26 protein-coding genes are annotated in these 26,861 nt (G+C 60.5%); 9 read left to right on the forward strand and 17 right to left on the reverse strand.

The features are described from left to right. The 9 genes from L4923_RS15895 to L4923_RS15935 form a co-directional block, all read right to left on the reverse strand. Positions 1-200, reverse strand: a 200-nt coding sequence (locus L4923_RS15895; protein WP_239366769.1) for a formate--tetrahydrofolate ligase, incomplete at its 3' end; no start/stop codon positions are given. A 301-nt stretch (positions 201-501) separates the two neighbouring features. Next, positions 502-1,623 (reverse strand): DUF2333 family protein, encoded by a 1,122-nt coding sequence (locus L4923_RS15900; RefSeq protein ID WP_239366772.1) that lies wholly within the window; start codon positions 1,621-1,623, stop codon positions 502-504. Between the two features lie 13 nt (positions 1,624-1,636). Next, the gene (locus tag L4923_RS15905) at positions 1,637-2,923 is read right to left on the reverse strand and encodes a DUF6638 family protein (protein WP_239366774.1); all 1,287 of its coding nucleotides are present in this window, start codon (positions 2,921-2,923) and stop codon (positions 1,637-1,639) included. A 61-nt stretch (positions 2,924-2,984) separates the two neighbouring features. Then, positions 2,985-3,401, reverse strand: coding sequence for an endonuclease domain-containing protein (locus tag L4923_RS15910; protein WP_239366776.1), 417 nt, complete (start codon positions 3,399-3,401; stop codon positions 2,985-2,987). Positions 3,402-3,464: 63 nt separating this feature from the next. After that, positions 3,465-5,375 carry an AAA family ATPase gene (locus L4923_RS15915; RefSeq protein WP_239366778.1) on the reverse strand — a complete coding sequence of 637 codons (1,911 nt, stop codon included), beginning with the start codon at positions 5,373-5,375 and terminating at the stop codon, positions 3,465-3,467. A 24-nt stretch (positions 5,376-5,399) separates the two neighbouring features. Continuing rightward, a complete protein-coding gene (locus L4923_RS15920) occupies positions 5,400-6,545 on the reverse strand; it encodes a hypothetical protein (protein ID WP_239366780.1) in 1,146 nt (381 codons plus the stop codon). Positions 6,546-6,625: 80 nt separating this feature from the next. Further along, positions 6,626-7,714 (reverse strand): hypothetical protein, encoded by a 1,089-nt coding sequence (locus L4923_RS15925; RefSeq protein ID WP_239366782.1) that lies wholly within the window; start codon positions 7,712-7,714, stop codon positions 6,626-6,628. Positions 7,715-7,860: 146 nt separating this feature from the next. After that, complete coding sequence (locus tag L4923_RS15930) at positions 7,861-8,256, reverse strand: c-type cytochrome (RefSeq protein ID WP_425530959.1); 396 nt, start codon at positions 8,254-8,256, stop codon at positions 7,861-7,863. Positions 8,257-8,364: 108 nt separating this feature from the next. Beyond that, positions 8,365-8,976 carry a thymidine kinase gene (locus tag L4923_RS15935; RefSeq protein WP_239366784.1) on the reverse strand — a complete coding sequence of 204 codons (612 nt, stop codon included), beginning with the start codon at positions 8,974-8,976 and terminating at the stop codon, positions 8,365-8,367. Positions 8,977-9,183: 207 nt separating this feature from the next. Between L4923_RS15935 and choX the strand changes: the two genes are divergently transcribed. The 3 genes from choX to choV all read left to right on the forward strand — a co-directional run bounded on the left by choX (position 9,184) and on the right by choV (position 12,284). Beyond that, on the forward strand, positions 9,184-10,125 hold the full coding sequence (gene choX, locus L4923_RS15940) for a choline ABC transporter substrate-binding protein (RefSeq protein ID WP_239366786.1): 942 nt from the start codon (positions 9,184-9,186) through the stop codon (positions 10,123-10,125). Between the two features lie 126 nt (positions 10,126-10,251). Then, entirely contained in the window at positions 10,252-11,106 is an 855-nt protein-coding gene (gene choW, locus L4923_RS15945) for a choline ABC transporter permease subunit (RefSeq protein ID WP_239366788.1), read from the forward strand. Then, a complete protein-coding gene (gene choV / locus L4923_RS15950) occupies positions 11,103-12,284 on the forward strand; it encodes a choline ABC transporter ATP-binding protein (protein WP_239366791.1) in 1,182 nt (393 codons plus the stop codon). The genes choW and choV overlap by 4 nt, the downstream gene beginning before the upstream one ends. Positions 12,285-12,330: 46 nt before the next feature. Here the strand turns inward: choV and L4923_RS15955 are convergent, their stop codons facing one another. Further along, positions 12,331-13,734: an ATP-binding protein gene (locus L4923_RS15955; protein ID WP_239366794.1), complete on the reverse strand. Its 1,404-nt coding sequence runs from the start codon at positions 13,732-13,734 to the stop codon at positions 12,331-12,333. After that, on the reverse strand, positions 13,731-14,453 hold the full coding sequence (locus L4923_RS15960; protein ID WP_239366795.1) for a response regulator: 723 nt from the start codon (positions 14,451-14,453) through the stop codon (positions 13,731-13,733). Before L4923_RS15960 ends, L4923_RS15955 begins: the two co-directional genes overlap by 4 nt. Positions 14,454-14,778: 325 nt before the next feature. Here L4923_RS15960 and L4923_RS15965 point away from each other — a divergent pair, with 325 nt between their 5' ends. The 3 genes from L4923_RS15965 (at position 14,779) to L4923_RS15975 (ending at position 15,825) form a co-directional block, all read left to right on the forward strand. Next, positions 14,779-15,078, forward strand: coding sequence for a hypothetical protein (locus tag L4923_RS15965; protein WP_239366796.1), 300 nt, complete (start codon positions 14,779-14,781; stop codon positions 15,076-15,078). Positions 15,079-15,115: 37 nt separating this feature from the next. Further along, complete coding sequence (locus L4923_RS15970) at positions 15,116-15,346, forward strand: hypothetical protein (protein WP_239366797.1); 231 nt, start codon at positions 15,116-15,118, stop codon at positions 15,344-15,346. Between the two features lie 239 nt (positions 15,347-15,585). After that, a complete protein-coding gene (locus L4923_RS15975; protein WP_239366798.1) occupies positions 15,586-15,825 on the forward strand; it encodes a hypothetical protein in 240 nt (79 codons plus the stop codon). Positions 15,826-16,047: 222 nt separating this feature from the next. Here L4923_RS15975 and L4923_RS15980 read toward each other — a convergent pair whose 3' ends face one another. The 4 genes from L4923_RS15980 to L4923_RS15995 are packed head-to-tail and all read right to left on the reverse strand — an operon-like array spanning position 16,048 to position 22,865. Next, positions 16,048-18,120: a hypothetical protein gene (locus L4923_RS15980; RefSeq protein ID WP_239366799.1), complete on the reverse strand. Its 2,073-nt coding sequence runs from the start codon at positions 18,118-18,120 to the stop codon at positions 16,048-16,050. Position 18,121: 1 nt separating this feature from the next. Further along, a complete protein-coding gene (locus L4923_RS15985; protein WP_239366800.1) occupies positions 18,122-20,935 on the reverse strand; it encodes a DUF4159 domain-containing protein in 2,814 nt (937 codons plus the stop codon). Next, entirely contained in the window at positions 20,932-21,849 is a 918-nt protein-coding gene (locus L4923_RS15990) for a DUF58 domain-containing protein (RefSeq protein WP_239366801.1), read from the reverse strand. The genes L4923_RS15985 and L4923_RS15990 overlap by 4 nt, the downstream gene beginning before the upstream one ends. An 11-nt stretch (positions 21,850-21,860) precedes the next feature. Continuing rightward, positions 21,861-22,865, reverse strand: coding sequence for an AAA family ATPase (locus tag L4923_RS15995; protein ID WP_239366970.1), 1,005 nt, complete (start codon positions 22,863-22,865; stop codon positions 21,861-21,863). 165 nt (positions 22,866-23,030) lie between these two features. On the opposite strand from L4923_RS15995, the gene L4923_RS16000 reads away from it, so the two are divergent. Genes L4923_RS16000 through L4923_RS16010 form a run of 3 tightly spaced genes read left to right on the forward strand, consistent with a single transcriptional unit; the run spans position 23,031 to position 25,563 of the window. Beyond that, positions 23,031-23,660, forward strand: coding sequence for a DUF1285 domain-containing protein (locus L4923_RS16000; protein WP_239366972.1), 630 nt, complete (start codon positions 23,031-23,033; stop codon positions 23,658-23,660). After that, the gene (locus tag L4923_RS16005; protein ID WP_239366802.1) at positions 23,660-24,295 is read left to right on the forward strand and encodes a CoA pyrophosphatase; all 636 of its coding nucleotides are present in this window, start codon (positions 23,660-23,662) and stop codon (positions 24,293-24,295) included. Before L4923_RS16000 ends, L4923_RS16005 begins: the two co-directional genes overlap by 1 nt. Next, entirely contained in the window at positions 24,295-25,563 is a 1,269-nt protein-coding gene (locus L4923_RS16010) for a CCA tRNA nucleotidyltransferase (RefSeq protein WP_239366803.1), read from the forward strand. Before L4923_RS16005 ends, L4923_RS16010 begins: the two co-directional genes overlap by 1 nt. Before the next feature lie 44 nt (positions 25,564-25,607). Here the strand turns inward: L4923_RS16010 and L4923_RS16015 are convergent, their stop codons facing one another. Next, positions 25,608-25,793 (reverse strand): DUF1059 domain-containing protein, encoded by a 186-nt coding sequence (locus tag L4923_RS16015; protein WP_054310583.1) that lies wholly within the window; start codon positions 25,791-25,793, stop codon positions 25,608-25,610. Positions 25,794-25,892: 99 nt separating this feature from the next. Next, a complete protein-coding gene (hemF, locus tag L4923_RS16020) occupies positions 25,893-26,807 on the reverse strand; it encodes an oxygen-dependent coproporphyrinogen oxidase (protein WP_239366805.1) in 915 nt (304 codons plus the stop codon). Positions 26,808-26,861: the final 54 nt, after the last annotated feature.

The following is a 26,861-nucleotide window of genomic DNA, read 5'->3' on the forward strand; positions in this document are numbered from 1 at the left end:
GGATTGATGGCGGTGACCAGGATCAGCTTGCCGTCCTTGTTGCCCTTCACCGACTTGATGAACTCGGCCGAGACCTTGGCCTTGTCATGGCCATAGGGCAGAAGATGCTCGTTCGGTATGCCGATCTTCTCGCCGATCGCCTGGATCGGCTGCTTCTTCGCCCCACGCGCGATCTCAATGTCACTCTTGTACTCGGCCATATCCGGTGATCTCCCAATCGTCAGGTGGCAGGCGCGGCATTCGCCGCCGGTGTCGTGCGGCATAGAAGCCGAGTGTGGGCTCTTCCCGCCGTCTCAAAACAGCCGCGCAATACGCGAAATGCGACAGGGGTGTTCGCAGCGAATAGCGAATGGCGAGTAGCGAATAGGGGAAGGCGCAGTCGTATTCGCAATCCAGCTTGCGACATCATCGCAACCGGCTAACTTTATTCGCTATTCGCTATTCGCTATTCGCTATTCGCTATTCGCTATTCGCTATTCGCTATTCGCTATTCGCTATTCGCTATTGCGACAGCACGTTGCTGATCTCGACCAGGTTGGAGCGGACACGCAGGACATAAAAGCCCATGGTGGTCAGGTGTGTAGCAAAGATGCCGGTCTCGTCGCTGTTGGCGACGAGCCAGGGCTGGATGCGTAGCGCCGAAACGAACTGGGCGTCCATCGTGTCCCAAAGGCTTTTCAGGTTCTTCTGCTTGATAACGTCCTCGAAATCGGCCTCCGCAGCTTTCATCAACCCGTAATAGGCATAAAGCTGGCCATAAGCGAACCAGAAGCGGTCGTCGGCGCGCGCGTCGAAGAAGCCATAATTGTAGTTCTCCGCACGATCTTTGAGGATCGCGGAAGTCGAACCGATGTCCGATGAAATGCGGTCGATGTACTGCTTGAGATTGTCGGCACGAGCGTCGAAGACAGCCTGACAGTTGGCGAGCTTGGTATTGAACGCCCGCAGCTTCCTGATGGCGTCGCGGTAATAGCTCGGCGTCGGCGTCTTGGGGCCGAACGGGCTCAGGCCGAAATACCAGGTGTATTCATCGAACTGGAGGTTTCCGCGCGCGTCCTGCAGATCGCTGTCGATCTGCGAGGTGGTGCGCACCCGGCCCATATTGTCGGCAAGCTCAGTGGCAGTACGCCGTGCCGCCTGATTGATGCCGCGTTGGAACGAGGCCTTGTTGTCCATGAACGGCGTCTTGTCCCAGTCGAGGCCGAACAGGCCGACCTTGTAGAGGATCATCGACGAGATCCAGGCGTTCTGATTCACGTTGAGGTCAGTCAGATCGGCGGTGACATCGGCGATGGCGGAGCGGCCGCACGACCTTGTGGTATCGGTGCCGCCGCCGGCGGTGACTTGTTCGCCTGCCGAAACGTTGCGGCTCTCGAACTTGTACTTGTCGACATAGTTGGGATCGAAATTATTCCACCACTGCGTCGCATAAATGAGATTGGCGTAGAGGCCTGCCAGGATGAGCAGGCCGACGCCCACCACCGTCTTCAGGATCCAGCCGCGCTGGAAATACCAGCGACCGAGCCACATGAATGGCCACAGGATGATGCCGATCAGGAGGCCGATACCGCGGCCGATCCACTGGAATATCCGGGTGATGAAATTCACGATCGGATCGAGCATACGGTCACACCCCCTAGTCGGTCAGGCCATAGAGACGGTTCCTGAACGCGTCCTTGTCCCTGAGATATGTGGTTTTCAGAACGTCGACAACATGCGATCGCCAAGCGCCGCTGAAGCCTTCATAGTCCTTGTAGAAACCCTGCTTGTTGAAGACGTAGCGGGAAACGAAGTCCGACGGCACGAAATCGGAGATCAGCCGGTTGGTCAGCCAGGCATCGGCGTGTCTTGGCTTGGCGCGCACCACCAGGAAGCGCTGCCTCGGCTGCACATCCTCGATCTTCAGTTGGCCGAGCTGGCCGATTTCGCGCTTGGCGGCATTGAGGAATGGAAAGTCGCCGTCGCGATTGATCGCCGAGGCATTGTTGTGGATCCAGGTCTGCAGCCAAACCTTGTCGACACTGGAAAGATTGCGATCCGGGTCGGCCTGCCAGATCAGATTGCGCACCACCATTTCGGCGCGATGTTCGAGATAGCCCGAGTTCTCGATCCAGGAGGCGCGCGGCAGTTCGATGCGGCCGCTGCTGGCCAGGAAACGAAAGACGGCGTCGGCATCCTTGATCGACAGGTAACTGACTTGCCACGGTCGCGAACGCCGGAATCCCGGGGCTGCCGGATCGCCGATGACCGTCGTCACGTCCGGGTCGACGAAAACATAGAGACCGCCGAAATGACTCGTCCAATAGGCATTGTGGCGGAAGATGACCTGATCGGGGACCAGCGCATTTTCGCGAATGTCGCCGGTAACCTTGGCCAGTTCCACCATACGTTCGAGCATCTTGTTATCGCGCCAGGCGTCAGGCTCCTGTTTCAGCCGGTCGACCAGCGTGCCGAGCTCCGAAGCCTTGCCAAGCACATCCTCTGCCGAGAGGACGCGAAACTCCACCTGGTTGATGGAGAGCAGGTCTTCGATATCGCTTACTGTCGAGACCGAATCCTCGATCTCGCCGTAGATGACGTCCTTGATGGTCAGCGCATCGATGGCGCGGCTGTTCTTCGACATGAACTCGAACATCAGCTGCGAGGTGTTCGAGAAAGCCGTGTGTACGACCGGCAAGTCGATCTGCGCAGGCGTCAGGATGATGAAACGGCGGTTGATCCCGTTGGGATCGAGATAGTCGTAGTCCTTGCATTCCTCGGCGATCTCGGGCGAGAAACCAGTGCGGTCGACATGGAAGCTCTTCAGCTTGGTCGGCTTGAAACCGAACGCCTTCAGCGCCTTGTTGTAGCGATCGATGAGATGCGGCTCGTCGATCGGCAGCAGGCGGCCGTAGATGAGCTCGTTGTCGCGCAGGAGATCCATTATTCCTTCTCCCCGTTTAGGGGGAGAAGGTGCCCGAAGGGCGGATGAGGGGCGGCACAGGTCATGCTTGGTTCTCGACACCGGCTGACGCAGGCAAGAATTTGATCTCGTGGGAAGTCATCTTCTGGTTCAAACTGCCATTGAGTGCGGCAAGAATCGTGTTCAAGACCGAGCGTTGGTCTTTGAGAACATCTGCATGCCAAATCCGCAATACGGACCACCCATTTCCATTCATGGTTTCATCTCGGAAGCGATCTGTCTGACTCATCGCATGTTGGCTGCCATCAACTTCAACGACAAGGTTTGCTTCGCGACACGCGAAGTCCGCGAAATATGGACCGATCGGTAACTGGCGGACAAATTTGTAGCCATTCAGGCGCCTTCCGCGAAGTTCGTACCAGAGCTTTTCCTCGGCCTCATTGTCTACGCGCCGAAGCAGCCGAGCTCTTGAGGTTCTGGCTTCATTGCTGCCGCGCATGGCGCTGCCCCTCATCCGTCACTTCGTGACACCTTCTCCCCGTAAACGGGGAGAAGGGAAGAATTACGCGTTCCACAGCCCCTTCTTCTTCAACTCCTCCATCTCCCTGGCTGCGCGTTCGCGCAGGCGAGCGTCGCGAAGCAGCTTGTCGACCGCCGCATCGTCGGACTTGTCGGCATAGCGGAATTCGGAATCGGCGTAGCGGTTGATCTCCTGCATGATCATGTCCATGTCGAATGGACGGCGCAGTTCCTCGATCATCGCCTTCTTGTCATCGTAGCTCTTGTGCATGAAGGCTTCGGGCTTTTCGAACCACTCATCAGGCAGTTCGATGTCCATGGCGCGCATCTTGATGGCATCGGTGACGTTCTTGATAGCGCGCCCGGTGAAGCGTGGCTCGGCTTCCTTGATCAGATGCAGATAGCTGCCGACATCTTCCAGTGTTTTCGGCTGACCGCTTTCCTTGATGAAGCGCTCATAGACCTTCATCAGCCCATCTTCGTGCGGCTTGTCGTGACCTTCATAGGCTTCCGCCACGGCGCGCTGGATCTCCTGGGCGGCATAAAGCTTGTGCTCACCGAGCGGGATCTTGTGGTTCTTGCCGGCAAGCAGCACGAAAATGTCGATATAATCGTCGCGGGTCTGCGGGCCGTCGACCAGCCAGCGGGCACCGGCGCGCTGGCGCAACGCATCGTCGACGTTTTCGGGGTAGTTGGAAAACATGCCAAAGGCGCAATTGCCGCGCACCACCGTGCCGGCGCCAGCAAAGGCGTCCATCAGGACGCCAGTGATCTCCTGCTGGCCGGCCGAGGCGCGATCGTCGGAACGCTTGGCCGCGACCTGGTCGATGTCGTCGATGGTACCGAAGCCGATCGCGCGCGGGTTGAGCACATTGTTGATGAACTGCCGGCAATTCTGGCCGGACTTGCCTTGATAGGACGAGATCTGGTCGACGCCGAAATTCTCATAAGCGAAGGGATAGCCGGCGACCTTGCAATAGTCGTTGATCAGGCCGGCGATCATCTGGATCAGCGTCGTCTTGCCGGTGCCCGGTGCGCCGTCGCCGATGAAGGTGAACAAGAAGCCGCCGAGCTCGACAAACGGGTTCAGCTCCCGGTCGAAGTCGTAGGCCATCAGCATCTTGGCCAGTTTCACCGACTGGTATTTGGCGATGTGATTGCCGACGACCTCTTCCGGCTTCTTGAAGGTCATCACGAGCGGTTTCGACTTCTTGCCAGGCGCGACATCGAAGCCGTCGATCGTGAAGTCGTCGGCATCAATGCGAATGTGCGTGTCTTCGAAGGCGTCAAGCCCGTCGAAGCGGCCCTTGCGTGTCAGCAGGCCGTCAATGGCGACGCGGGCGAAGCTTTTGGCGCGAGTCAGGAGATCGGCATCGTCCTTGGTGCCGGCGAGAACCCTGTCGAGGCCCGCAACAAGGGACTTCACCGCATCCTGCGGCGTGTCGAACAGGAAGTCCGGCTCGGCGATATCGTTCGGCGCCTCGCCATCGCTGTCGATGAGTTGGGACAGGTAGGAGGCGAGCGTGAAGGCGGCGACATAGGCTGAAGCGGAGAGCAGTTTCTTGAATTGGGTGGCCTGTTCACCCTCTAGCGGTGAGCGTGCGTTCTGCGCCTGCAGGCTTTCGAGATCGGTCGATCGCGCGAAGATGTCCGATACCGCCAGCGCTACGGCAATGCCGCGCCGCGCGCGGTAAAGCAGCGTGTGCTGCGGGATTGACAGCAACTGATCGTCGGGCCGTGTGGAGGCAACCGTCTTTTGCAGTTCGACTTCTCGCGTTTTGCGCAGCGAGCCAGCTGAAACAGTGGAGACAAAGCGGCGACCTGTCCCCGCAAGCGCGGTGCCGGATTCTCCCGACGAATCCTCCAGCACGACGATGCGGGTGATGAAGCTCTGCGCGGTAGCGCGGTGCTTTTCGATATCGGCTTCCGGAATGGTGGTCAGCCCGGTGTCCATTCTGTCCCTCGTTACGCAGTGGCTCTAGACGTCCGAAATCACCCGTCCGCCGGACAGGATGTGCACCTTGTAGCCGTTGAATATCTTCTGGGTTTCGCCCGCGGCATAGAGTGCCTGATAAGCTTCGTGCGGCACCAGCGCGTGGTTCTCGAAACTCGAAACGCCCTGCCGCGTTGCTTCCAGGTCATCGGTGTTGATGAAAAATTCCTGGGTGGTCTTTTCGCTGGAGAAAAGGCCGCGACGCCCCGGTTTCTCGCCCTTCGAATAGATTTCCTGGATGGTCCAGGTGAGCAGCCAGGCATTCTCCGGCTTGCGCACCTTGGCCAGCACTTCGGTCACGGTCGAATTGTTGTCGGTGATGCCGGCCGAGTAGAAGGGGCCGAGAATCACGCGCCGCAGCTGCTTGGGATGCAGCGGCTCGAAATCCTTGTCGAGATTGACCGCTATGGTCAGCGGCGTCAGTGAATAGGAGGAGTTCTTTTCGGTGAAGTCGTCGAAACGGCGAGCGAGGTCAGGGTTCAGCAGGCCATCCACGGGCAGCGGTATCTCGACATCCTCGTTGAGGCGGCCATCCTTGCCGACCAACTGGCGCACGATGTCGTCGGATGAATCCTCCACCGTCACCATATAGATCAGTGGCAGATTGGCGGTGCCGTCGAAGCTTGCCCAATGCACCAGATAGTAAGGCAGGCCGGATTTCGGATTGACAGAGACCTTGGCTGTCTGTGCCAAGGTGAAGGGGCCGAAGGTCTCGCCGCTCTTGATGTCTTCCAGATAGAGCCTCTCCGCCATCGATTTCTGCAGCGTCTTTGGAAATTCCTTGTGGCGCAGGATGAAGTCGGCCATCTCAGAGCGCAGCTCACGCGTGGATGGGATGGTGGCAAGCCGGCTGTCAGCCTGACGACGATCATTCTCCAGCTCAAGCAGGTTCTGGAAGACCGGATAGCCGCTTTCGGCGCGGGAGATTTTGAATGTCTCCATGAAGCCGAGACGGTTGCGCCAGCAGGTGAAAGACTTGTCGAGGCGGCTGATGTACTCGGCCACGATCTTGGCGACGATACCATGCCGGTACAGCGGCGAGCGGTCATCGCGCATGAAGATCTCGAGACCGGACAACGCCGCCGTTATGGCCGAGAAATAGCGCTCGGCCGCATCGGTTTCGATGGTCATGCGTTTGCTCCCTCGAAGGGAGAAAGACGCTGGATGGGGTTACGAAAAGTCATCGATAGGTGTGAACAGTCCTGCCGAGGTCAGGACTGCACATAGTTCGCTGAATTGTGCTTCTTCATGACGTCGTCGAAGCGGCGTGCGAAAGCATCGTCCGCCAGCTTCTTGCGGCGCTGGATGTCGGCTGTCGCCACCATGTTCTTCTCATGCATTTCGAGCAGGTCGCCGATGTGTTTCTGGGCGGCCGCACCGATACCTGCCATCGTCTCTTCAGCGGTAGTGTCGACTTGCGAGCCCAGAGTGTTGATCTTGTGCGCGACATCCTGCTGGGCGGCTGTCTTCAGCGAATCCTCAAGCGCTTTATAGAGCACGATGCGCTGTTCGGTATCGATGGTCAGCTTGTTGATGAGTGTCGACTGCGCGGCGATCTGGTTGTTCAGCGAATCCACGAAGGTCTGGAACATGGACGTGTAGCGTTCCAGCGTCTGGCTGGCCGCCAGCAATTCCTGTTCCTTGGCTTGACGCTCATTGTATTCGGTGGCGAGCTTGGTGCGCTCGCTTTCCAGCCCGGTGCGATCTTTCTGGCTGGTCGAGGCGGCAATCTTGTTTTCGATGTCCAGCAGCAGCGGATTCAATTCCTGAATTCGCTTCTGCACGGCTTCGAGTTCGGCCATGGTCGCCTTGCGGCGTTCGATCACCTGCGAAAGACTGGCCTCGGAGGTCTTGTAGCGTTGATCGAGTACCTCCTTCTGCGCCTTCAGAATGCCGACGATCGTGTCGGACTTGGCCAGGAGCTCCTGCAGGTTGCCGGCGAGCGACATGTTGCGCACGCGGTCGGTGCGCATGCGCTGTTTCTTCTGTGCCGAGAAGATGCCGACGAAGCTTTCCCAGCCAGTATAGTTCTTCATGCTCTCGAATTCGGAACCGAAGACATTGGTCGCGTCCTCAAGGCCGATGATCAGATCGGCGATATTGGCTTCCATGGTCTTCTGCTGCTTGAGAACGTCCTGGATGCGGGCATTCTCGATGTCGAAATTGGCATCGCCGATTTTCTGATCGGCCTTGGCAAGCGTGTCGAGCACGGTACCGGATTGCTCGATCTTGGAACGCATGTCTTCGACGACCTGTCTGGTCTTGGCGATTTCGGTGTCGAAGTTTTGCAATGTCGCCATCAGATCCCCCTAGTGGTGGCAAGCCTACACTGCACGCGGCAGTCGATGGCGAATATATGTGGGGCGATTGGCGATTGAAAGACGCAGACGTTGCTTTCGTCGCGAGCACGACCACTCATGGCGATGCTGGCGACGATTGCTTCGGATCAGGGCTTGGGGGCGGCCTTCAGATAGGCGATGACGTTGGCAATTTCGGCATCGTCCTTCAGGCCCATATAGGCCATCTTGTTGCCGGGAACTTTCTGTTTCGGGCTGCGCAGATATTCGGCAAGCGATGTGTCGTCCCAGACGAGTCCGGCGGCACCGGCGTCCTTCATGGCTTGCGAGTATCTTGCAAGATAGCTTGGCGTGGTGCCGGCAGTGCGGCCGAAGACACCGAGCAGATGCGGCCCGAGCTTGTCCTTTTCCGAAGTTGCGTCGTGGCAGGCGACACATTTATTGAACACCTTCTTGCCGGCGACGGCATCGCCCTCCGCGAGCGCGGGCAGGGCGATGAGCATGGTGAAAGCTGCGATGGCTGGGCCGAGTGCCTGGCGTTGCATGATCATTCCTCGGATCGATGGCGACAAGGTGAGCCTATCAGCAGCAATTGGGGGGCGGCCATGGTACTCTTGGCCGCAGCCTGGGGACCTAATGCCGGCGAAGTCGCCTCAAGGTCGCGAGAAGCCGATGAAATCGTCAGGCTGGGCGCGCCCCATTTCTTCCTCCCAATGGCGGCGGCAGAGCGATACGTAGATATCCTTGCCGATCGCCACCTGGTCGCCTTGTTTTGCGACCTTGCCGTCGGCGCCGAGGCGCACGACCATCGTTGCCTTGCGTCCGCAGCGACAGATGGTGCGGACCTCGCGCAGGTCATCGGCAATGGCCAGCAGCGCGCGTGAACCGGTGAAAAGATTGCCCTGGAAGTCGGTCCGCAGTCCATAACACATTACCGGGATACCGAGCCGGTCAGCAACGCGGGCCAACTGCCACACCTGCTCCTCTTCCAGGAATTGCGCCTCGTCGACGAAGACGCAGTGCACGGTGGTGTGTTCGTGATGTTCTGCAATGCGGGCGTAGAGGTCGTCGCCGTCGCGAAACATCTCCGCCCCGGCTTCAAGGCCGATCCGCGAAGAGATGAAGCCTATGTCACCCTTGCGATAGTGGCCCGCCACGAACAGCATCGTGGTCATGCCGCTCTCGCGGTAATTGTACGAGGCCTGCAAGAGCATGGTTGTCTTGCCTGCGTTCATGGTTGCGTAGTTGAAGTAGAGCTTGGCCATGATCCTTTATGCAGAAGTTAGACGCTGCGGGGAGGGGCGCTTTCCGGCCTTCCACCAAAAAAGCTCGGCCGTGTCGCTGATCGGCCAATGCGCGCCGTCAATCGTACCTCCTGGTGCTTGAAACAACACAAAAATGGTGTTTGGCTGACACAACAAGGCCAGGCGCCGGATTCCGCTTCGCCAAACAAACACAATGGGAGAAAGTTCATGTTACGCATGAAGTCCATCATCGCAGGTTTTAGCCTTGCCGCGCTCCTGTCCACCGGCGCGGCCTTCGCTGGCGACGCCGAAAGCTGCAAGAAGGTGCGCCTCTCCGATGTCGGCTGGACCGACGTGCAGGCGACGACCGGTACGGCCGCCACATTGCTCACCGCTCTCGGTTACGAGCCCGAGGTCATTCAGCTTTCAGTGCCGGTCACTTATGCTTCGCTGAAGAACAAGGATCTCGACGTCTTCCTCGGGAATTGGATGCCGTCCCAGACCAACGATATCAAGGACTATGCCGCGGACGGTTCTGTCGAAACCATTGCCACCAACCTGGAAGGTGCCGGCTATGGGATGGTGGTTCCGACCTATATGGCGGAGGCCGGTGTGAAGTCGCTCAACGATCTTGCAAAACCGGAGGTGAAGGAAAAGCTCGGCGGCAAGATCTACGGCATCGAGGCCGGCAATGACGGCAACCGTATCATCCTTGACATGATTGCCAAACAAGGGTCGCCCCTGAACGGTTATGAATTGGTCGAATCCTCGGAGGCCGGAATGCTGACGCAAGCCGAAACCTCCATGAAGGACAATCAATGGATCGTTTTTCTGGGCTGGACCCCGCATCCGGTGATGGGCGAGATGAAGATCTCGTATCTTGACGGCATGGGCGATTCAGGATTCGGAGCCGCGACCGTACACACCAATGTGCGCAAGGGTTATGCGACCGAATGCCCGAATCTGGGGACTTTTTTCAAGAACCTGAAATTTGAACTGTCGGCGGAAAACCAGATGATGGATGCGATCCTGAAAGGTGGCGCGCCGAACGACGTCGCGAAGGATTGGCTGAAGAAGAACCCCGATGTCGTCACACCCTGGCTTGCCGGCGTAACGACCTTCGACGGTGGCGATGCGGCTGCGGCGGTGAAGAGCGCGATCGGCGGCTGACCCAACCGCCCTTTGCGGGCGACATATAGGGGCAGCCGTTCGTGTGTGGGGCTGCCCCTTTTTCGTAGGCTGTGAGAAGATGAGGGATGCCTCGAGGGTGGACGGAGGCATGGAGAGGGAGAGCAGATGGATCCCGTTTCGAATTTCCTGGTCGCCTGGAAGATTCCGGTCGGTGCATGGGGCAAGGCGTTCTTCACTTTCCTCACCGACAATTTCAACAGCATCTTCCGCGGCTTCTCGAGCGGGCTGAACTCGCTGCTCGACGGCGTCGTCGACCTGCTCTTGATGATGCCGCCGGTGGTCGTCGTTCTTCTGATCGCGTTGCTTGCCTGGTGGCTGCAGCGCTCGAAGGCGTTGGCGGTCGGAGTCCTGCTGAGCCTGCTCTTCATCATCAACCAAGGTCTGTGGAAGCAGACCGTCCAGACGCTTGTCCTGGTCGTCGCCGCCACCATCGCGTCCATGGCGATCGGGGTGCCGCTCGGTATCTGGGCGGCGCACAAGCCCAAGGTCTACAAATTCATGCTGCCGGTACTGGATCTGATGCAGACCCTGCCGACCTTCGTTTATCTGATCCCGGTGCTCACCTTGTTCGGCCTCGGCAACGCTCCAGGCCTCATCGTCACGATCATATTCGTGATTCCCACGGCCGTGCGTCTCACGCATCTCGGGGTCACCTCTGTGCCGAAAGCGATCATCGAAGCCGGCGAAGCCTTCGGCGCCACGAAACGCCAGCTGCTGTGGAAAGTCGAATTGCCGGCGGCGTTGCCGACCATCATGGCGGGGCTGACGCAATGCATCATGCTGTCGTTGTCGATGGTGGTGTTCGCAGCGCTGATCGGGGCAGGTGGCCTCGGTACCGAAATCAACCGTGCGCTGGGTTCGCGCAAGATCGACCTCGGTCTTGAAGCGGGTCTTGCCATCGTCGTGCTGGCGATCGTGCTCGACCGGATGACCCGTATCGGCGTGGGAGGCAAGAAATGACCGTCGCCGTTGATTTCAAGAATGTCGATATCGTCTTCGGTCCCGATACGCGCGATGCGCTTGCGATGGTCGACAGGGGCGCAACGCGCGCTGAAATCCTGGAGCAGACGGGCAATGTCCTAGGCTGTGCCGGCGCCAATCTCACCGTCAATGAAGGTGAGATCTCCGTGTTGATGGGACTTTCGGGCTCCGGGAAGTCAACGTTGCTGCGCGCCGTCAACCGGCTCAACGTCGTCAGCCGAGGCCAGGTGATGGTGAAGAATGGCGACGGCATGGTTGACGTCGTCTCCTGTGATGAAGCGACGTTGCGTCAACTGCGCCAGCACCAGGTGGCCATGGTGTTCCAGCAGTTCGGCCTGCTGCCCTGGCGCACGGTGGAGGAAAATGTCGGTTTCGGCTTGGAACTCGCGGGCGTGCCCGAGACCGAACGCAAGGCGCGCGTGGAGAAGCAGCTCAAGCTTGTCAATCTCGATCCCTGGGCAAAGAAATATGCGCATGAACTTTCGGGCGGCATGCAGCAGCGCGTCGGCCTGGCGCGCGCCTTTGCCACCGAAGCGCCGATCCTTCTGATGGACGAACCCTTTTCCGCACTTGATCCGCTCATTCGCACCAAGCTCCAAGATGAGTTGCTGCAGCTGCAGACGACCCTGAAGAAGACCATCATCTTCGTCAGCCATGATCTTGAAGAGGCGCTGAAGATCGGCAGCACGATCACCATCATGGAAGGTGGCCGCATCGTGCAGTCCGGTCCGCCGGAAGATATCGTGCTGAAACCGGCAAACGACTATGTGCGCGAATTCATCTCCAATGTGAATCCACTTTCGGTGCTGACCGCCTGGAATGTCATGCGTGATCGCCGGGATCTGGAGACCTCGGAAGATGGCTGGATCTGGCTGGATCGGCGCAGAACGACCCGCTTCAAGATCGACAGCAACTGGTTGGTGACGGCAGCAGAGCGCGACGGCAAGCCCGCGGTGTGGACCTCCTGTACGGATGTGGAACGCCAGCCGGAGGAAAAATCGCAGGTATTTTGGGCAACGCCCGGCACGTCCCTGAAGACGGTGATGCTCGCCATGCATCGGTCCCAGACCGCTCCGGTGGCGTTGTTCGACGATCAGTCGCGGTTCGTCGGAGCCATCGGCATCCGCGACGTACTCTCGGCGGTTCTGCGCCGCTGAGGCGTACGGCATAGCGCCGACGCGTTCGCACGACGTGCCGGCGCATCTAGGCCGCGAGGGGTAAGCGCAATTCGGTCCGAAGGCCGCCTTCGGGATGGTTCGAGAGATAGATTTCGCCGCCGGCCGCGCGTGCGATATTGCGGGCGATCGTCAGGCCCAGACCCAATCCTCCGGTTTCGCGGCTGCGTGACTTCTCCAGGCGAATGAACGGGCTGAACACGGCATCGAGTTTGGCTTGCGGAATGCCTGGGCCCTCATCGTGGATGACCAGCGCGACCTGAGTCATCGAATGCTGCAGGCTGAGCTGAGCCTTGTGGCCGTAGGTGACTGCGTTCTGGACAAGGTTGGTGACACAGCGCCGCAACGCGATCGGTCTCGCAATGCAGATCAGTTCGCGTGAGGGCAGTTCGTCATCGTCCAGCATAACCTCCGGGAAGCCGTCTGCGACAGACTCCACCAGCGAAACGAAATCGATGCGCTCGCTCTTTTCGTCCGCGACTTCGAACGTCGCGAAGTCGACGACCGAGCGAGCGATGTCCTCGATATCGCCAACGTCTTTGGCGAGGTCGTCGCGCAGCTTCGATTTGCGCAGGAGCGCGAGCCTCAAACGCATGCGCGTGAGCGGGGTGCGCAGATCATGCGCGAGCGCGGCCGCCAGTTGCTCGCGGTCCTCGACATATTCGCGCAGCCGCGACTGCATGACATTGATGGCACGCGCAGCCGTTCTGATCTCACGACTGCCGGCTTCGGAGATGGGAGAACTTTTCAAGTCCTTGCTGATGCGTTTCACCGCCGTTTCCATGATCCTGTAGGGTGCGGTCAAGCGGCGGATGGACCAGACCGACATAACCACCACCAATGCAGCCATGACACCGTAGAGAGGCAAGCTTTCGGGGCTCAGCACAGGTCCCGGCGGGATGATAGGTTCAGTGAAATTCAACCATTGCCCGTCGGAAAACTGGATTGAAGCGGTTAGCTTGTCGCTGTGCGCAAAACCGGCAGACAGCGCCAGCAGATCCTTCTCCACCTCACCAATGTCTGTACCCCGCCTGCGTGGCGGCTTTTCGGATTCGGTTGCAGCGTCACGCCGCACCCTTGCCTCCGTGACACCGAAACGCGACAGGCGACTGACCAGGATATCTTCCAGTTCGGCCAATTGGTCGTCCTGGGCGATCGAAGAGGCGACGACCGGTATGTCTGAAACAGTCAGCGCATAGCTGGTGCTGGCGACGCCCGATGCCATGCGTTTGCGATCCGCTGGTGTCGCGGCGTAAAGCAACTGGACAACGGCGAAGGCGCGGTCGTTCAGCCGGTAGTAATCGACGATGTCGGACGCCGCCGCCCGGTCACGGGCGACGATATAGAGCGTTGCCACCTGGCTGACGAGCAGGCTGGCGATCACTACCAGCAGGACCCAGGCAGGCAGGGTCTGGGGCAGGAACCGCCTCATTCGTTGATGGTCTCGGGAATGAACTGATAGCCGCCGCTGCGCACTGTCTGGATCAGCTTGGGGGTCTTGGGGTCGTCTTCCATCTTGCGCCGCAATCGGCTGACCAGGATGTCGATGCTGCGGTCATAGGCGATCGCGCCATCCCCGCCGGAAAGTTCGATGAGCTGATCGCGGGTCAAAACGCGCTGCGCGCTCTTTACGAATGTGTGCAGCAGATTGAACTCCGCGGCTGTCAGTTCAACCCGAACATCGCCGGGTGCGACCAAGCTGCGACGCGAGCAATCCATGGTCCAGCCGGCGAAACGATAGATTTGTCGGGCAGGCAAGCGTTTCGCTTCGGCAACTCCAGTGTTGCGCCTCAGAACGGCGCGGATACGAGCGAGAAGCTCGCGCGGATCGAAGGGCTTCGGCACATAGTCATCCGCTCCGATTTCGAGACCGACGACACGATCCGTGGTCTCGTTGACCGCGGTCAACATGATGATGGGAATGTTCTGATTGGCGCTTCTCAACTCGCGGCAGAGTTCCAGGCCGCTTTTGCCAGGTAACATGACGTCGAGGATAACGAGGTCAAATTGACCGCGCCGCATGATGGTCTCCATCTCGGTGCCGTCGCGAGCCACGGACGTGCGCAAGCCACGTTTCTCGAAGAACTCCTGCAGCAGATCGCGGATGCCCTTGTCGTCATCGACTATGAGAATATGCGGATCGGGTTTCACTCGGTACCTGTCTTTCGGCCAGCCGCTGGAGCAATTCAGGAAAAGTGCGCAGCGGTTTTCCGCCCGGAATTGCGCAAACAACAGTTTGAGCGTTTCCGCGTTTCCGAGAAAAACGGAAACGCTCCAGCCCGTGATTTGCGCCTTATAGGATAGGGCTGGACCAGTGTCTTGGCCAGCGGGCCGACAAAATGCACTCAGAAACAATCCAGAAACAAGATTCAACAATCCAGAAAAACTTCCGAAAAAAATCAATGGCATAACGATATCCGCAGCGGCCAGGACACCGGTCGCGGCGCCTCGCAACCGGGAGATCAGGACACCGATCATGCAGAGAAGTTCATGCCGATGGATGGGAGCGCTGTTCAGCATCTCGCTCGCCATGATCGGTGTTGGACATTCGAATGCGGAGGCGGCGATCACGCGGAGCGAACGTTGCAGCCGGCTAAGTCGACAACTCGACGAGGCCATCGAAAACCACGCCAAGGCGGTGCAGGCCGCCCAGGCAAAGGTGCTCCAGAAAAAGGCGACCCGGTACTGCGCCGATCACAAGCAGGCACAGGGCATCCGGACCTTCGCCAACGCACTGAAGCTCCTTGGAGTGACACCGGACGACCCCAGCCAGTGACACTTGCACCCAACCTGCGCACAAAGGAAAGCTGATCATGAAAAAGACCCTTCTCTCCGCTCTCGGCCTTGCCGTTGCTCTCGCCTTCTCGATGCCGGTCCTCGGAACCTCCGTCGCCAACGCTGCCTCGGCGACCGCGACCACCACGGCTGCTCCGGCCGCGGCCGCTACCACGACCGCCAAGAAGCCTGTCCACAAGGTCGCGGCCAAGAAGGTGAAGAAGCACAAGAAGGCCCCCAAGAAGGCTGAAGCCAAGAAGACGATGTAATTCGTCCTGGCTACCTCGAGGCCGCCTTCGATCCCCCTCACGGAGGCGGCCTTGCCATTCCCTAGACCTGCCGCGGCCATGCGGGCCACAGCGGAAAGGCGCTTCGACGCGCAGAGCAGGCTTATGCCGGAAACGGTTCGGCCTTCTGTTCGGCTCCAGCGACAGGGTTCGTTAAGACTGGTGGCAATTGGCTTTTGGCCGCGCCGCTGGACAGGCCCGCTCAATCAGGAACAACACCCATGAAGAAGTCTATCCTTTCCGCTCTCGGCCTTGCGGTTGCGCTCGCTTTCTCGATGCCGGTTCTCGGCGCAAGCGCGGCGAATGCTGCTCCCGCCGCCAAGCACGTCGTGCACAAGAAGGCGCATCGCCATCACAGCGTTGCTCACAAGAAGCATCATGTGCGCAAGCATCACCTTCGCAAGCACCACACCAGCAAGCACCACATCCACCATGTCCACAAGGCCGCCAAGAAGGCCTAGGCATGGTTTCCCAGTTAGAGTGCTTGCCTTTCTTCGAACCGCGAAGACGCTCTAACTGTTGTTTCTCCGAAACTCCGGAACGCGAAACCGCCGCTCACTTTTGTTGAAGTTGTTTGGCTGGACAGGAAAGGCCGCCTCCGAAATCCGGAGAGCGGCCTTCTTGTTGTCGATGCTCCGAGGCAGCGCAGATCGTTTTTGCGGCACGAACTTCCAGGCCCAAGTCTATCGGCCTTCGCGATACCACATGCTGCCCATTGCCAGAAGCAACAGGCCTAAGCCGAGGAAACCGCCGAACAGCGGCACGCGGGAAACTGCCTTCAGCACGCTGTCGTCGGTGGTACGCAGGCCGATCCAGTCGCGCCCCGCTGCCGCGGCCTGATCGCGGATGGGGACGACAGAAGGCAAGGAAACATCGCTGCCTGCACCGCTTGCAAGCCGCCTGACACTGCCGCCGGTAGCTTCCGCGGCGGGTTTCAATCGACTTTCCGTCGAGACGACATCGCCGAATTCTGGAGCGTTGACAGGACCGACATGCGCCAACGCAGTGAGGTCGCCGCTGGCGACCTGATAGAGGCCGATCTCGTTCACTTCGACACTGCCGCTGAAGATACCGGGTTCCGACTTCTGCAGCGTGATCGTCAGCGCCTTCCCGGATGGCGTGATGATACGCGCGGAACCGGGATCCTCGCTCATGGTCTGGCGCCGGACTTCGAGCGTCATGCCGCGACCGTCAGCGGTCAAGCGCTCCTCCTCGAGTTCGGGTTCCTTCATCAACCAGTGCGCAATGCGGCGATAGAGCTGAACATAAGGACCGCCGCCTTCGAAACCGCGTGCCCACAACCAGCCCTGATCTGACAACAGCATGCCAACGCGACCTTCCCCCTTGCGGTCGAGGACCAGCAGCGGGCGGTCATCCGCCCCCTTCATCACGACTTCGCCTTCCGGACGGTCGATACCGATGGTGCGGAACCAGCGACCCCAGCGGGGTGGATTGTTCTGCGAGCCGTCGAGGCCGCGCGTGACCGGATGGCGCCCGCCGAGATCGGTCAGGCGCGGATAGAAGCCCTTGTCGATGACCTCGCCCGTGGGCATGCCGGGCAGGGCGCCCATCAGCGGCGTGCGTGCGATCGTCGCCTGGCCGCCATATTCAGGGCCTGCGGCAATCAGCAAGGCGCCGCCGTTTTCGACATACTCGGTGATGTAGTCGTAATAGAGGGTCGGCAGCACATCGCGATGCTGGTAACGGTCGAAGATAATCAGGTCGAACTCATTGATCTTTTCGATGAAAAGTTCGCGAACCGGGAAGGCAATCAGGGACAGTTCGTTGATCGGTGTGCCATCCTGCTTTTCAGGTGGCCGCAGGATGGTGAAGTGAACCAGATCCACCGAGGCGTCGGATTTCAGCAGATTGCGCCAGGTGCGCTCGCCGGCATGCGGCTCTCCGGAGACCAGCAGCACTCGCAGATTCTCACGGATGCCGTCGACCAGCGCGATCGTGCGGTTGTTGACGTCGGTCAGTTCGCCGTCTTCCTTTGGAATGGCGAGTTCGACGATGTTGCGGCCAGCGGTCGGGATCGTCACCTGCAGCGGCATTTCCTGGCCGATGAAGGCGCGTTCGACGGCCACTTGCTGGCCGTTGACGGAGACGCGAACCTCCACCGGACCGGTTGCGCCGTCGGTGGCAATGACACGGTAAGTCATGTCGAGCGGCTTGCCGACCAACCCGAAGCGTGGGGCCTTGTCAAAGCGGACACGGCGATCCTTTTCGCCCTCGCGGCCGGTGATCAGTGCATGCAGTGGTGCATTGAGATCTGAACGTCCTGCCGGCACGTCATGGACCTCGCCGTCCGTGATCATCACCGCGCCGGCAACGCGGGACGGCGGCACGTCACGCAGTGCGCCGTTCAAGGCCGAGAACAGCCGCGTTTCGGTGCGTTCCTCGGCCGCTCCGCTTTTGCCCGCTTCAACAACACGCACATCGAACTGCTTGAAGCGGGCAAGCCTCTCCTTCAGGCCGGCAAGCGCGGCTTCCGTCTGTGCTGCACGGTCGTTGATATCCTGGCTCTGGCTGCGGTCGACGACGACAGCAACCACGCTTTTCAAGGCATCGCGTTCCTCATCGAGCAGGACAGGGTTCAGAAGGGCGAGCGCGAAAGCTGCAAGTGCCGCCAGCCGCAGGTAGGCGCCGCGCTGTCGGAACCAAAGACCGACGCCGGCGATAAGCGCCAGCGGCAGCAGCATCGCTGCCAGCAGCGGCCAGGAAAGCAGGGGTTCGAAGGCGACAGACCAGTTCATGTCACTGTCCCAGCCGCTGCAACAGATCCGGAACATGAACCTGATCGGATTTGTAGTTGCCGGTCAGCATATACATCATGATGTTGACGCCGGAGCGGAATGCCAGTTCGCGCTGCATCGGGTCGGACGGGACCGTGGGAAGCAGCGGGCTGCCACTGCCATCGACCGCCCAGGCCCCGGCGAAATCATTGGCGGTGATCATGATCGGCGTAACGCCGTCACCGGTCCGGACGGGGCGGTTGTCGGGGTTGCTCGCTTCCAGCGAGGCTTCGACCCAAAGCGGGCTTCCGGCGAAGCGTCCCGGGAAATCATTGAGGATATAGAAAGACTTGGTCAGCACATGGTCGGATGGGACCGGCTCCAGCGGCGGGACATTGAGATTGCCCAATATTTCGCGCAAACGCAGGGTCGCCGGGCTGGTCGAGGTCTCCAGTGAAGTGGCGTACTGGTCACGCGTGTCGAACAGGATCGTGCCACCATTCTTCATATATTCGTCGATGCGGGCAATCGCAGCCTGCGACGGCGCTGGTACGTTTGCATCCACTGGCCAGTAGATGAGGGGATAAAACGCCAGATCGTCGTTCTCGACGTTGACGCCCGTCGGCTCTCCAGGTTCAAGCGCGGTCTTCTCGCGCAGGAAACGGGTGAGGCCGGTCATGCCGGCCCGGCTGACGGAATCGATGCTGGAATTCCCGGTCAGAACATAGGCGAGGCGGGTCACCATTGTCGCTTCGATCGCCTGTTGATCATCCGGCTTGGCGTCATTGGCCGATGCCGGTGAAACAGGCAGGAGAAGTGCGGGAAGCAGGATCAGTGCGATGGCCGCGGCCGTGATTCGCCGGGCATTCCGGCGCCACAGACCTGCAAGCCAAAGCACGATGAGGCCGTCCAGAATCAACAGGGCGAGTGCGCCGAACAAGAGCGGTCCTTTCATATCGCGCGATTCGTCGGCTGCGTAGCTTTCGGCAATGACGGGAACTGATGTCGTCGGCCTGCTGATCGGTGCCAGCGTGGCATCGGCCGTCAGCAGGTTGTGCGCGAAGACACCATCCTCCGTACCGTAGAGGCCAGGCGGGTTCTCGATTGTCACAGCGAGCGGGCCCTTGCCTGTCTGCAGCGGCTTCGCGTCGCCGGTGGGTGGCTCGATTTGCCCGTCCGCAGCGATCATCCGGTATGGCGGCAACGAAGCGGCCGGGACGCCTTCGGTGGTGGTTCCCGCTGCGCCCTGGTTGCGTGATAGCTGGACGATCGCCCGCAGCATTTCCACGAAGCTGCCCGAAATCGGCAGGTTGGACCAGGTCGCCGAAGGGGTAATGTGGAAGAGGACCACGATACCCTTGCCGCGGCGGTCCGCGGTCACCAGAGGTGTGCCGTCGGCCAGCGTGGCCCAAGTGCGTTCAGCAAGCGACGGCGTCGGTTCTGCCAGGATCTGGCGCGTTACCGTCACGTCCTGGGGCGGCGCGAGTTTTGCGAACGGGCCGTTCGACGGGAATTCCGTCACTTTCTGCGGCTCGGTCCAGGACAAGGCGCCGCCGAGCTGCCGTTCGCCAAGCCGCAGCTTCACCGGCAGCAGCTCTTCGTCATTGCCGGCAGTCAGCAGGCGTGTGCTGGCGAAGCGGATCAACGTGCCGCCGTTCTGCATCCATTTGATGAGTGGTTCCCGCGTCGCCTCCGGTATGGTGCCGACATCGCCCATGACAATGACTGCGGGCTTCTGTTCGAGGAGCTGCGGGATGGCCTCGAGCAAGTCCGGGCTCTTCGGCTCGATGATGTCGGCCGAGGGCTCCAGCGCCCGGCGGATGTAATAGAGTGGAGAGAGCAGTTGTCGCGTGTCATCCGTCGGTGCCTGGGACAGCAAGCCGACGCGGCGCCGTTTTGCCGTACCGTCCAGCACCCTCACGCCAGCGGCCTGATTTTCACCGTCGAGCGCAATGGAGGCAAAATCATTGCGCAATTCGAAAGGAACGACGATCTCGCCGGAGGCTGAGGTGTCGCCGGGGCGGAAGGTGATGGCGGCATCGCCGATGCGCCTACCTTTTTCATCGAACGCGCCGGCCGTCATGAAGCGAGGCGAGGCACCTGACGGTGCGCGCACCGCAGTGACACTGAAACGATCGAGTCCGTTGTCGGCAGCCGTAAGGCCGACCATGTCGAGGCGGCCGGGCGCGGCCCATACGATGTTCGCGAGCCTGCGCTCCAGGAGCGGCGCAAAAGCCTTGGCATCGTCCTTTGCGGCAAGACCATCGGTCAGAAGCGCCAATGTTACACCCGCACTATCCCCGATCGTGTTGGCGACGGCAAGGAAAACACCTTGCCTGTCCGCTGGTACGGGACGCGGCCTGACTGCATTGAGCCGGTTGCGCGCTTCAGCGGCGCTGTAGGGGCCGATCTGCTGGTTGGCCTTTTCCGCAGTGAAGGCCAGGATGATCGGCATCTCCTTCTTCTCTGCGTCATTGATCAGGCGGCTGGCAGTCGCGACCCGCTCGTCCCAGTCGGGCGCGCTTGCCCATCCATTGTCCATCACAAGCGCGAGCAGATTGCCTCCGACTGGAATACGCTCGCGAGGGTTCCATACCGGTTCGGCAAGCGCGAAGATGACGAGCGCCGCCATTACCAGCCGCAACAGTGTCAGCCACCAGGGGCTGCGGTTCGGCGTGTCGTCGGATTTCAGAACCCTGGCTAGGATCCTGAGCGGTGGAAACACCTCCGTCTGCGGCTTTGGCGGCGTGAAACGCAGGAGCCACCAGATGACCGGCAGGGCAATCAATCCCCACAGGAGCATCGGCGCGCCGAAGGAGAGCGGAAGCCAGCTCATGCGCCGACCCTTCCGAGATGGCTATCCTCGGAACTCAAGGCCAAGTGGAGGCCCACCAGCGCTTCCGAAGCCAGGCGATCTGTATGGTTGACCGTGTAACTCCAGCCCAGGCGTTTCGCCCACGCGGCAACCGCCTCACGGCGAGCGATATAAAGGTTGCGATATTCGTCGGCCAGGATCTCTGCGCGGCCGGCTATCAGCTTGTCACCGGTTTCTGGATCGGTGAATTCCGTGCGCCCGGCATAGGGAAATGTCTCCTCGGCCGGATCTGCCACCTCGACCAGGTGCGCACGTGCGCCGCGGCGTGCCAACCCGTCTAGCCATTCGAGCGTTTCGCCGCTCGGATCAAGAAAGTCGCTGACCAGGATGACGTCGGAAAAACGGCGGATTCCGGAGAAGTCCGGCTTGGCAGGCAATGTGCCAGCCTGGGTCAGATGCGAAGCGATGCGCTCGGCGCCGTTGCGATTGATGAACGGGTCGACAAGGCCGGGCCAGGCGATGCGCTCGCCGCTGCGCGACAACAATTCAGCCATGGCAAGCGTCAGCACCAGCGCCCTGGATTGTTTGGAAACCCTGGCGCCCGCTGATTTGTAAAGCATGGACGGCGACGGGTCGGCCCACAGCCAGACGGTGTGAGCAGCCTCCCATTCGCGATCGCGCACATAGATATGGTCGTCACGGGCCGATCGGCGCCAGTCGATATTGGCAATCGCCTCGCCTTCGACATAGGGGCGGAACTGCCAGAAGTCTTCGCCGATGCCGCGTTTGCGGCGGCCATGCCAGCCGGCGATGACCGTATTGACGATGCGGCGCGCCTCGACCAGCAAATCCGGCACCAGCGAAGCACGCAGACGCCCCCTGGCCAGCGCATCCCGCGCGGCTACCGGTGCCTGTGCCTCACCTATCCTCGCCATCAGGCCTTTACCTAAAGTCCCTTGGTCAGCTTTGCCACTACATCACGCACGCTCATGCCTTCCGCGCGTGCCGCGAAGGTCAGCGCCATGCGGTGCTGCAACACAGGCTCGGCAAGTGCTTTGACATCATCGACCGATGGCGCAAGGCGCCCATCATACAGCGCACGGGCGCGAGCACACAAAGTCAGCGCCTGGCTGGCGCGCGGCCCGGGGCCCCAGGCGATATGTTTGTCGGTCTCGGCATCGCCCTGACCAGGGCGGGCCGACCGCACCAATTTGAGGATCGCCTCGACGACGCTTTCGGGTACCGGCATACGGCGGATCAGGGTCTGTATGGCACGCAGCCGCACCGGGTCGAGCACATTTTCGGGCTTCGCTTCGTCAATGCCAGTGGTCTCAAGCAGGATACGCCGCTCGGCCTCGATCTCGGGATAGAGGATATCGACCTGCATCAAAAAGCGGTCGAGCTGTGCCTCCGGCAGCGGGTAAGTACCCTCTTGCTCCAGCGGGTTCTGGGTCGCGAGCACATGGAAGGGCGCGGGCAGATCGTGTCGGGCGCCTGCAATGGTGACGTGGTATTCCTGCATCGACTGCAGGAGAGCCGATTGCGTGCGCGGGGAGGCACGGTTGATTTCGTCCGCCATGAGCAATTGCGCGAAGATCGGCCCACGAATGAAGCGAAACGAACGTTTGCCGATATCATCTTGTTCCATCACTTCGGAACCCAGAATATCCGACGGCATCAAATCGGGGGTGAACTGGATGCGACGGGCATCGAGGCCTAGCACCACTCCCAGCGTCTCCACCAATTTGGTCTTGGCGAGGCCAGGCACACCTACCAGCAAGGCGTGTCCGCCAGCCAGAAGCGCCACCAGCGTGCGTTCGATCACGCTCTCCTGTCCGAAGATGACCTTGCCGACACCGTCGCGGACGCGCGAGATGTCGGAGAGTGCTTTCTCCGCCTCGGCGATCATTTGTTTTTCGTCGATCGGGCTTTCCTTGACTATCACGCTCATCAGGCATCGATCCTTGTCGTTGGGGACAGCCTTGTTGTTGTAGACATGGGCCCGCATCATCTCAGCGTTCATTATGCGGCGATTCGGCCGTCGCCGGGCTCTGGCCCCGAGCTTATTTGACCGTGTACGGCTGACAAGCGCAACAACAGTGACTATTTCGTGACGATGACAGAAGCTTCCGGACAGACGCCTGACAGCATGACAGCCGTTGCGGATGCGCGTGGGCTGGAAGCGCTGGTCGCGCGCGCGGCGCGAGTCGGCAAGGGGTTGCCGCCGGTGGAGCGCTGGAATCCGCGCTTCTGCGGCGACATCGACATGGAAATCCGCCAGGACGGCACCTGGTTCTATCTCGGCACGCCAATCGGCCGCATGCCACTGGTGCAGCTGTTCTCCACCGTGCTGCGCAAGGATGCCGATGGCAGGACCTATCTGGTCACGCCCGTCGAGCGGGTTGGCATCCGCGTGATCGATGCGCCGTTTGTCGCCGTCGAGGTCGATGTTTCCGGCAAGGGTGACGATCAAATCATCACCTTCCGCACGAATGTCGGCGACGTCGTTGAAGTTGGGCCGTCCAACCCACTACGCTTCGTCGACGAGCCCGAGACCGGGGGGTTGAAGCCCTATGTCCTGGTGCGTGGGCGGCTGGAGGCGCTCGTGTCGCGGCCGGTGATGTATGAACTGGTCGGCCACGGCGAAGAGGTCGTCGTCGACGGTGTTTCGATGTTTGCGGTGCGTTCGAATGGAGAAACCTATCCGATCATGCCGACGGCACGGCTTGCGGAGTTGAGTGCCTGATGGACCAACCGCTTCCCGCGTTGTTTTCGGCCGCCGATTTCCGGGCGCGCGCGGCACGCGAAGAAAATTTCATCATCCATCCGGACGAGGATGGCGACCATCGCTTCAATCCCGGTCATCCGCGCCTGAAGCGGAGCGAGCCGCTGCGGGATGCTGCGGTGTTGATCCCCGTCATCGATCGCGGCCCCCAGGCGACGGTGCTGCTCACCAAGCGCGCCGAGACGTTGCGCAGCCATACCGGGCAAGTCGCCTTTCCAGGCGGCCGCATCGACAGCGGCGACCGCTCCGCGGAATTCGCGGCGCTGCGCGAGACGGACGAAGAGGTCGGGCTCGGACGGGAGTTCATCGAGGTCATCGGACGCATGCCCGACTATGTTTCGGGCAGCGGCTATCGTATCGCGCCGGTGCTTTCGATCGTGCGACCGGGGTTTTCGCTCACATTGAACCATGACGAAGTCGATGCCGCCTTCGAAGTGCCGCTCTCCTTCCTGATGGATCCGGCCAACCATCGTCGTGACAGCCGCTTCTGGAACGACCTGGAGTGGTTCTTCTATGAAATGCCCTATGACGGGCAACGCATCTGGGGCGTGACGGCAGGTATCATTCGCACACTTTACGAAAGGCTTTATGCTTGATGAGCCAGGTCTCCATCGCGGACAAGGCCGACTGGCTGAATGACAAACATCTCAAGCGGCTACTCGAAGTGCTTTCGGGCGATGGCGAGGAGGCACGGATCGCAGGCGGCGCTGTTCGCAACGCCCTGATCGGCGAGCCAGTGGCGGACATCGATGTTGCCAGCACCACGCTTCCGGACGAGACGATGCGGCGTGTCAAGGCGGCTGGCTTCAAGGCCGTGCCAACCGGTATCGACCACGGCACGATCACTGTCGTCGCGGCTGGCAAAGGCTATGAAGTGACGACGCTGAGGGCCGATATCGAAACGGACGGCCGCCATGCCAAGGTTTCGTTCGGCCGCGACTGGAAAGCCGACGCCGAGCGGCGGGATTTCACCATCAACGCCTTGTATGCCAAGGCCGATGGCACCATTGTCGATCTGGTCGGCGGCATTGCCGACATCGAGGCACGACAGTTGCGCTTCATCGGCGATGCCGAAAAACGCATCCGCGAGGACTATCTGCGGATTCTCCGCTTCTTCCGTTTCTTCGCCTGGTACGGAGCGGGGCGCCCGGATGCGGAAGGCCTGAAGGCCTGCGCGCGGTTGAAGGAGGGGCTCGACAGGCTTTCACCGGAGCGCGTCTGGACGGAACTCAAGAAACTGTTATCCGCGCCGGACCCTTCGCGGGCGCTGTTGTGGATGCGCCAGGCCGGCGTGCTGTCGCGGGTCCTCCCGGAAAGCGAAAAATGGGGCATCGATGCCGTCCATGGCCTTGTCGCCGCTGAGCGCGATCTCGGATGGTCGCCACAAGCACTGCTGAGACTGGAGGCAATTGTGCCCCCGGACGCTGCGCGCATGAAGACGCTTGCCGAACGGCTGCGCTTTTCGACGGAAGAGGGAAACCGCTTGCAGCGTTGGGCGCTCGCTCCGGCGATCGACGCGAGAATGACGGAAGGCGCGCTGGCCAAGACGCTCTATCTCGGCGACCGGCAAGCCATCGTCGACCGGCTCAAACTGTCGCTTGCTTCGGCGCGTGCGCGCGTTGCGACAAACGACGGCGCGTTGGTCGAAGCGGGGGGCTATGCGCGCCTGCTTGGCTTCGCAGGAAAGTGGGAAAAGCCGGCATTTCCCATCAAGGGAGCCGATATTTCCGCTCTTGGCGTACCGCCAGGGCCGAAATTCGGAACTCTGCTCAAAAATCTTGAAGGGGAATGGGTCGACAAGGGCTTCCAGCCTGACCGCGGCGCGCTGCTCGAACGCGCCGCCGAAATGCTTGCGGCGGATTGAGGTGTGTTTTCAGCACGCCCTGGGGCGCATTCAAAACGCCTTAATCAGGCCGCGTCGCGAACCTTGTCGATACGCGAGCGGATCGCCTCGATCATGGTTTCGCGGATGATAGTCTCGCCATGGGTCTCTCGCATATGCTCGACAGCACGGCGCATGACCTCCGCTTCTTCCTCGGCGCGGGTATGCCATTCGCAGCCGGGGACTAGCGAGCCGCAATGAAATTCCTTCATCGGAGTCCTCCTATCTCGTCATCTGGAAGGTCCAGCATAACACGCACCCTCCGTTTTGGTTGCGATGAAAATGGCGAGAGGGAGATAAAGTGATGAAACTCAGGGCCACTTCACCTGCGGAGGCAGGCTGGACAAGATGGAGTTGACATTGCCACCGGTCTTCAGCCCGAACAGCGTGCCGCGATCGTAGAGGAGGTTGAATTCGGCATAGCGGCCACGCCGCACCAACTGCTCGTCGCGATCCCCGTCGGTCCAGTTTTCGTTGAAATTGCCGCGCAGGAGATGCTGGTAGACGACCAGGAAAGCGCGGCCAACATCCTGCACGAAGCGGAAGTCCGCCTCCCAGCCGCCTTTTTCTTCCGACGAATGCAACCAGTCGAAGAAGATGCCGCCGATGCCACGAGCCTCGTTGCGATGCGGCAGGAAGAAATACCCGTCGCACCAGTCCTTGAACCTGGGATAGTCCGCCACAGCCGGGTGTTTTTCGCAGGCGAATTGCATGGCCCGGTGAAAGCGCAGCGTGTCCGGGTCGTCCTGGGTGCGGCGGCGGTCGAGCACCGGCGTCAGGTCGGCGCCGCCGCCGAACCAGTGCCGGGAGGTGACCACCATGCGGGTGTTCATGTGCACGGCCGGCACATTTGGGTTCCAGGGATGCGCGATCAATGAGATGCCGCTGGCCCAAAAGGTCGGATCCTCCTCGGCACCGGGTATCTGTTTGCGGAATTCCGGCGAGAATTCGCCGTAGACGGTAGAAGTGTGCACACCGACCTTTTCGAACACACGGCCATGCATCAGGGACATGATGCCGCCTCCGCCCCTGCCTTCTTCACGTTCCCAGGGCGTTCGTTCAAAGCGTCCTGGAGCCCAGGAGGCCTGCGGACCAGCCAGTTCGCCCTCAATCGTTTCGAAGGCGGAGCAGATGCGGTCGCGCAATTCCTCAAACCAGATGCGCGCGCGTTCCTTCTTATCTTCGATGTCCGCCGGCAAGCCGATCGGTATTTCGGGTCTTTCCAACTGCCATCTCCGCTCGCGAGCATGGTTGCCCGACAAATGACTCGTCTTTTTCGG

Source organism: Terribium retamae (genome assembly GCF_022347545.1).
GTDB lineage: Bacteria > Pseudomonadota > Alphaproteobacteria > Rhizobiales > Rhizobiaceae > Mesorhizobium > Mesorhizobium retamae.

Excerpts from the sequence above, each read along its gene's own strand:
- choV (WP_239366791.1), top strand. The coding sequence starts at position 11,103 with ATGACCGTCGCCGTTGATTTCAAGAATGTCGATATCGTCTTCGGTCCC.
- L4923_RS15995 (WP_239366970.1), bottom strand. The coding sequence starts at position 22,865 with ATGAGCGTGATAGTCAAGGAAAGCCCGATCGACGAAAAACAAATGATC.
- L4923_RS16000 (WP_239366972.1), top strand. The coding sequence starts at position 23,031 with ATGACAGAAGCTTCCGGACAGACGCCTGACAGCATGACAGCCGTTGCG.
- L4923_RS15910 (WP_239366776.1), bottom strand. The coding sequence starts at position 3,401 with ATGCGCGGCAGCAATGAAGCCAGAACCTCAAGAGCTCGGCTGCTTCGG.
- L4923_RS16010 (WP_239366803.1), top strand. The coding sequence starts at position 24,295 with ATGAGCCAGGTCTCCATCGCGGACAAGGCCGACTGGCTGAATGACAAA.
- L4923_RS15905 (WP_239366774.1), bottom strand. The coding sequence starts at position 2,923 with ATGGATCTCCTGCGCGACAACGAGCTCATCTACGGCCGCCTGCTGCCG.
- L4923_RS15985 (WP_239366800.1), bottom strand. The coding sequence starts at position 20,935 with ATGAGCTGGCTTCCGCTCTCCTTCGGCGCGCCGATGCTCCTGTGGGGA.
- L4923_RS15955 (WP_239366794.1), bottom strand. The coding sequence starts at position 13,734 with ATGAGGCGGTTCCTGCCCCAGACCCTGCCTGCCTGGGTCCTGCTGGTA.
- L4923_RS15935 (WP_239366784.1), bottom strand. The coding sequence starts at position 8,976 with ATGGCCAAGCTCTACTTCAACTACGCAACCATGAACGCAGGCAAGACA.
- L4923_RS15930 (WP_425530959.1), bottom strand. The coding sequence starts at position 8,256 with ATGCAACGCCAGGCACTCGGCCCAGCCATCGCAGCTTTCACCATGCTC.
- L4923_RS16015 (WP_054310583.1), bottom strand. The coding sequence starts at position 25,793 with ATGAAGGAATTTCATTGCGGCTCGCTAGTCCCCGGCTGCGAATGGCAT.
- L4923_RS15970 (WP_239366797.1), top strand. The coding sequence starts at position 15,116 with ATGAAAAAGACCCTTCTCTCCGCTCTCGGCCTTGCCGTTGCTCTCGCC.
- L4923_RS15980 (WP_239366799.1), bottom strand. The coding sequence starts at position 18,120 with ATGAACTGGTCTGTCGCCTTCGAACCCCTGCTTTCCTGGCCGCTGCTG.
- L4923_RS15990 (WP_239366801.1), bottom strand. The coding sequence starts at position 21,849 with ATGGCGAGGATAGGTGAGGCACAGGCACCGGTAGCCGCGCGGGATGCG.
- L4923_RS15920 (WP_239366780.1), bottom strand. The coding sequence starts at position 6,545 with ATGACCATCGAAACCGATGCGGCCGAGCGCTATTTCTCGGCCATAACG.
- L4923_RS15975 (WP_239366798.1), top strand. The coding sequence starts at position 15,586 with ATGAAGAAGTCTATCCTTTCCGCTCTCGGCCTTGCGGTTGCGCTCGCT.
- L4923_RS15925 (WP_239366782.1), bottom strand. The coding sequence starts at position 7,714 with ATGGCGACATTGCAAAACTTCGACACCGAAATCGCCAAGACCAGACAG.
- L4923_RS15900 (WP_239366772.1), bottom strand. The coding sequence starts at position 1,623 with ATGCTCGATCCGATCGTGAATTTCATCACCCGGATATTCCAGTGGATC.
- L4923_RS15915 (WP_239366778.1), bottom strand. The coding sequence starts at position 5,375 with ATGGACACCGGGCTGACCACCATTCCGGAAGCCGATATCGAAAAGCAC.
- L4923_RS15965 (WP_239366796.1), top strand. The coding sequence starts at position 14,779 with ATGCAGAGAAGTTCATGCCGATGGATGGGAGCGCTGTTCAGCATCTCG.
- choW (WP_239366788.1), top strand. The coding sequence starts at position 10,252 with ATGGATCCCGTTTCGAATTTCCTGGTCGCCTGGAAGATTCCGGTCGGT.
- choX (WP_239366786.1), top strand. The coding sequence starts at position 9,184 with ATGTTACGCATGAAGTCCATCATCGCAGGTTTTAGCCTTGCCGCGCTC.
- L4923_RS16005 (WP_239366802.1), top strand. The coding sequence starts at position 23,660 with ATGGACCAACCGCTTCCCGCGTTGTTTTCGGCCGCCGATTTCCGGGCG.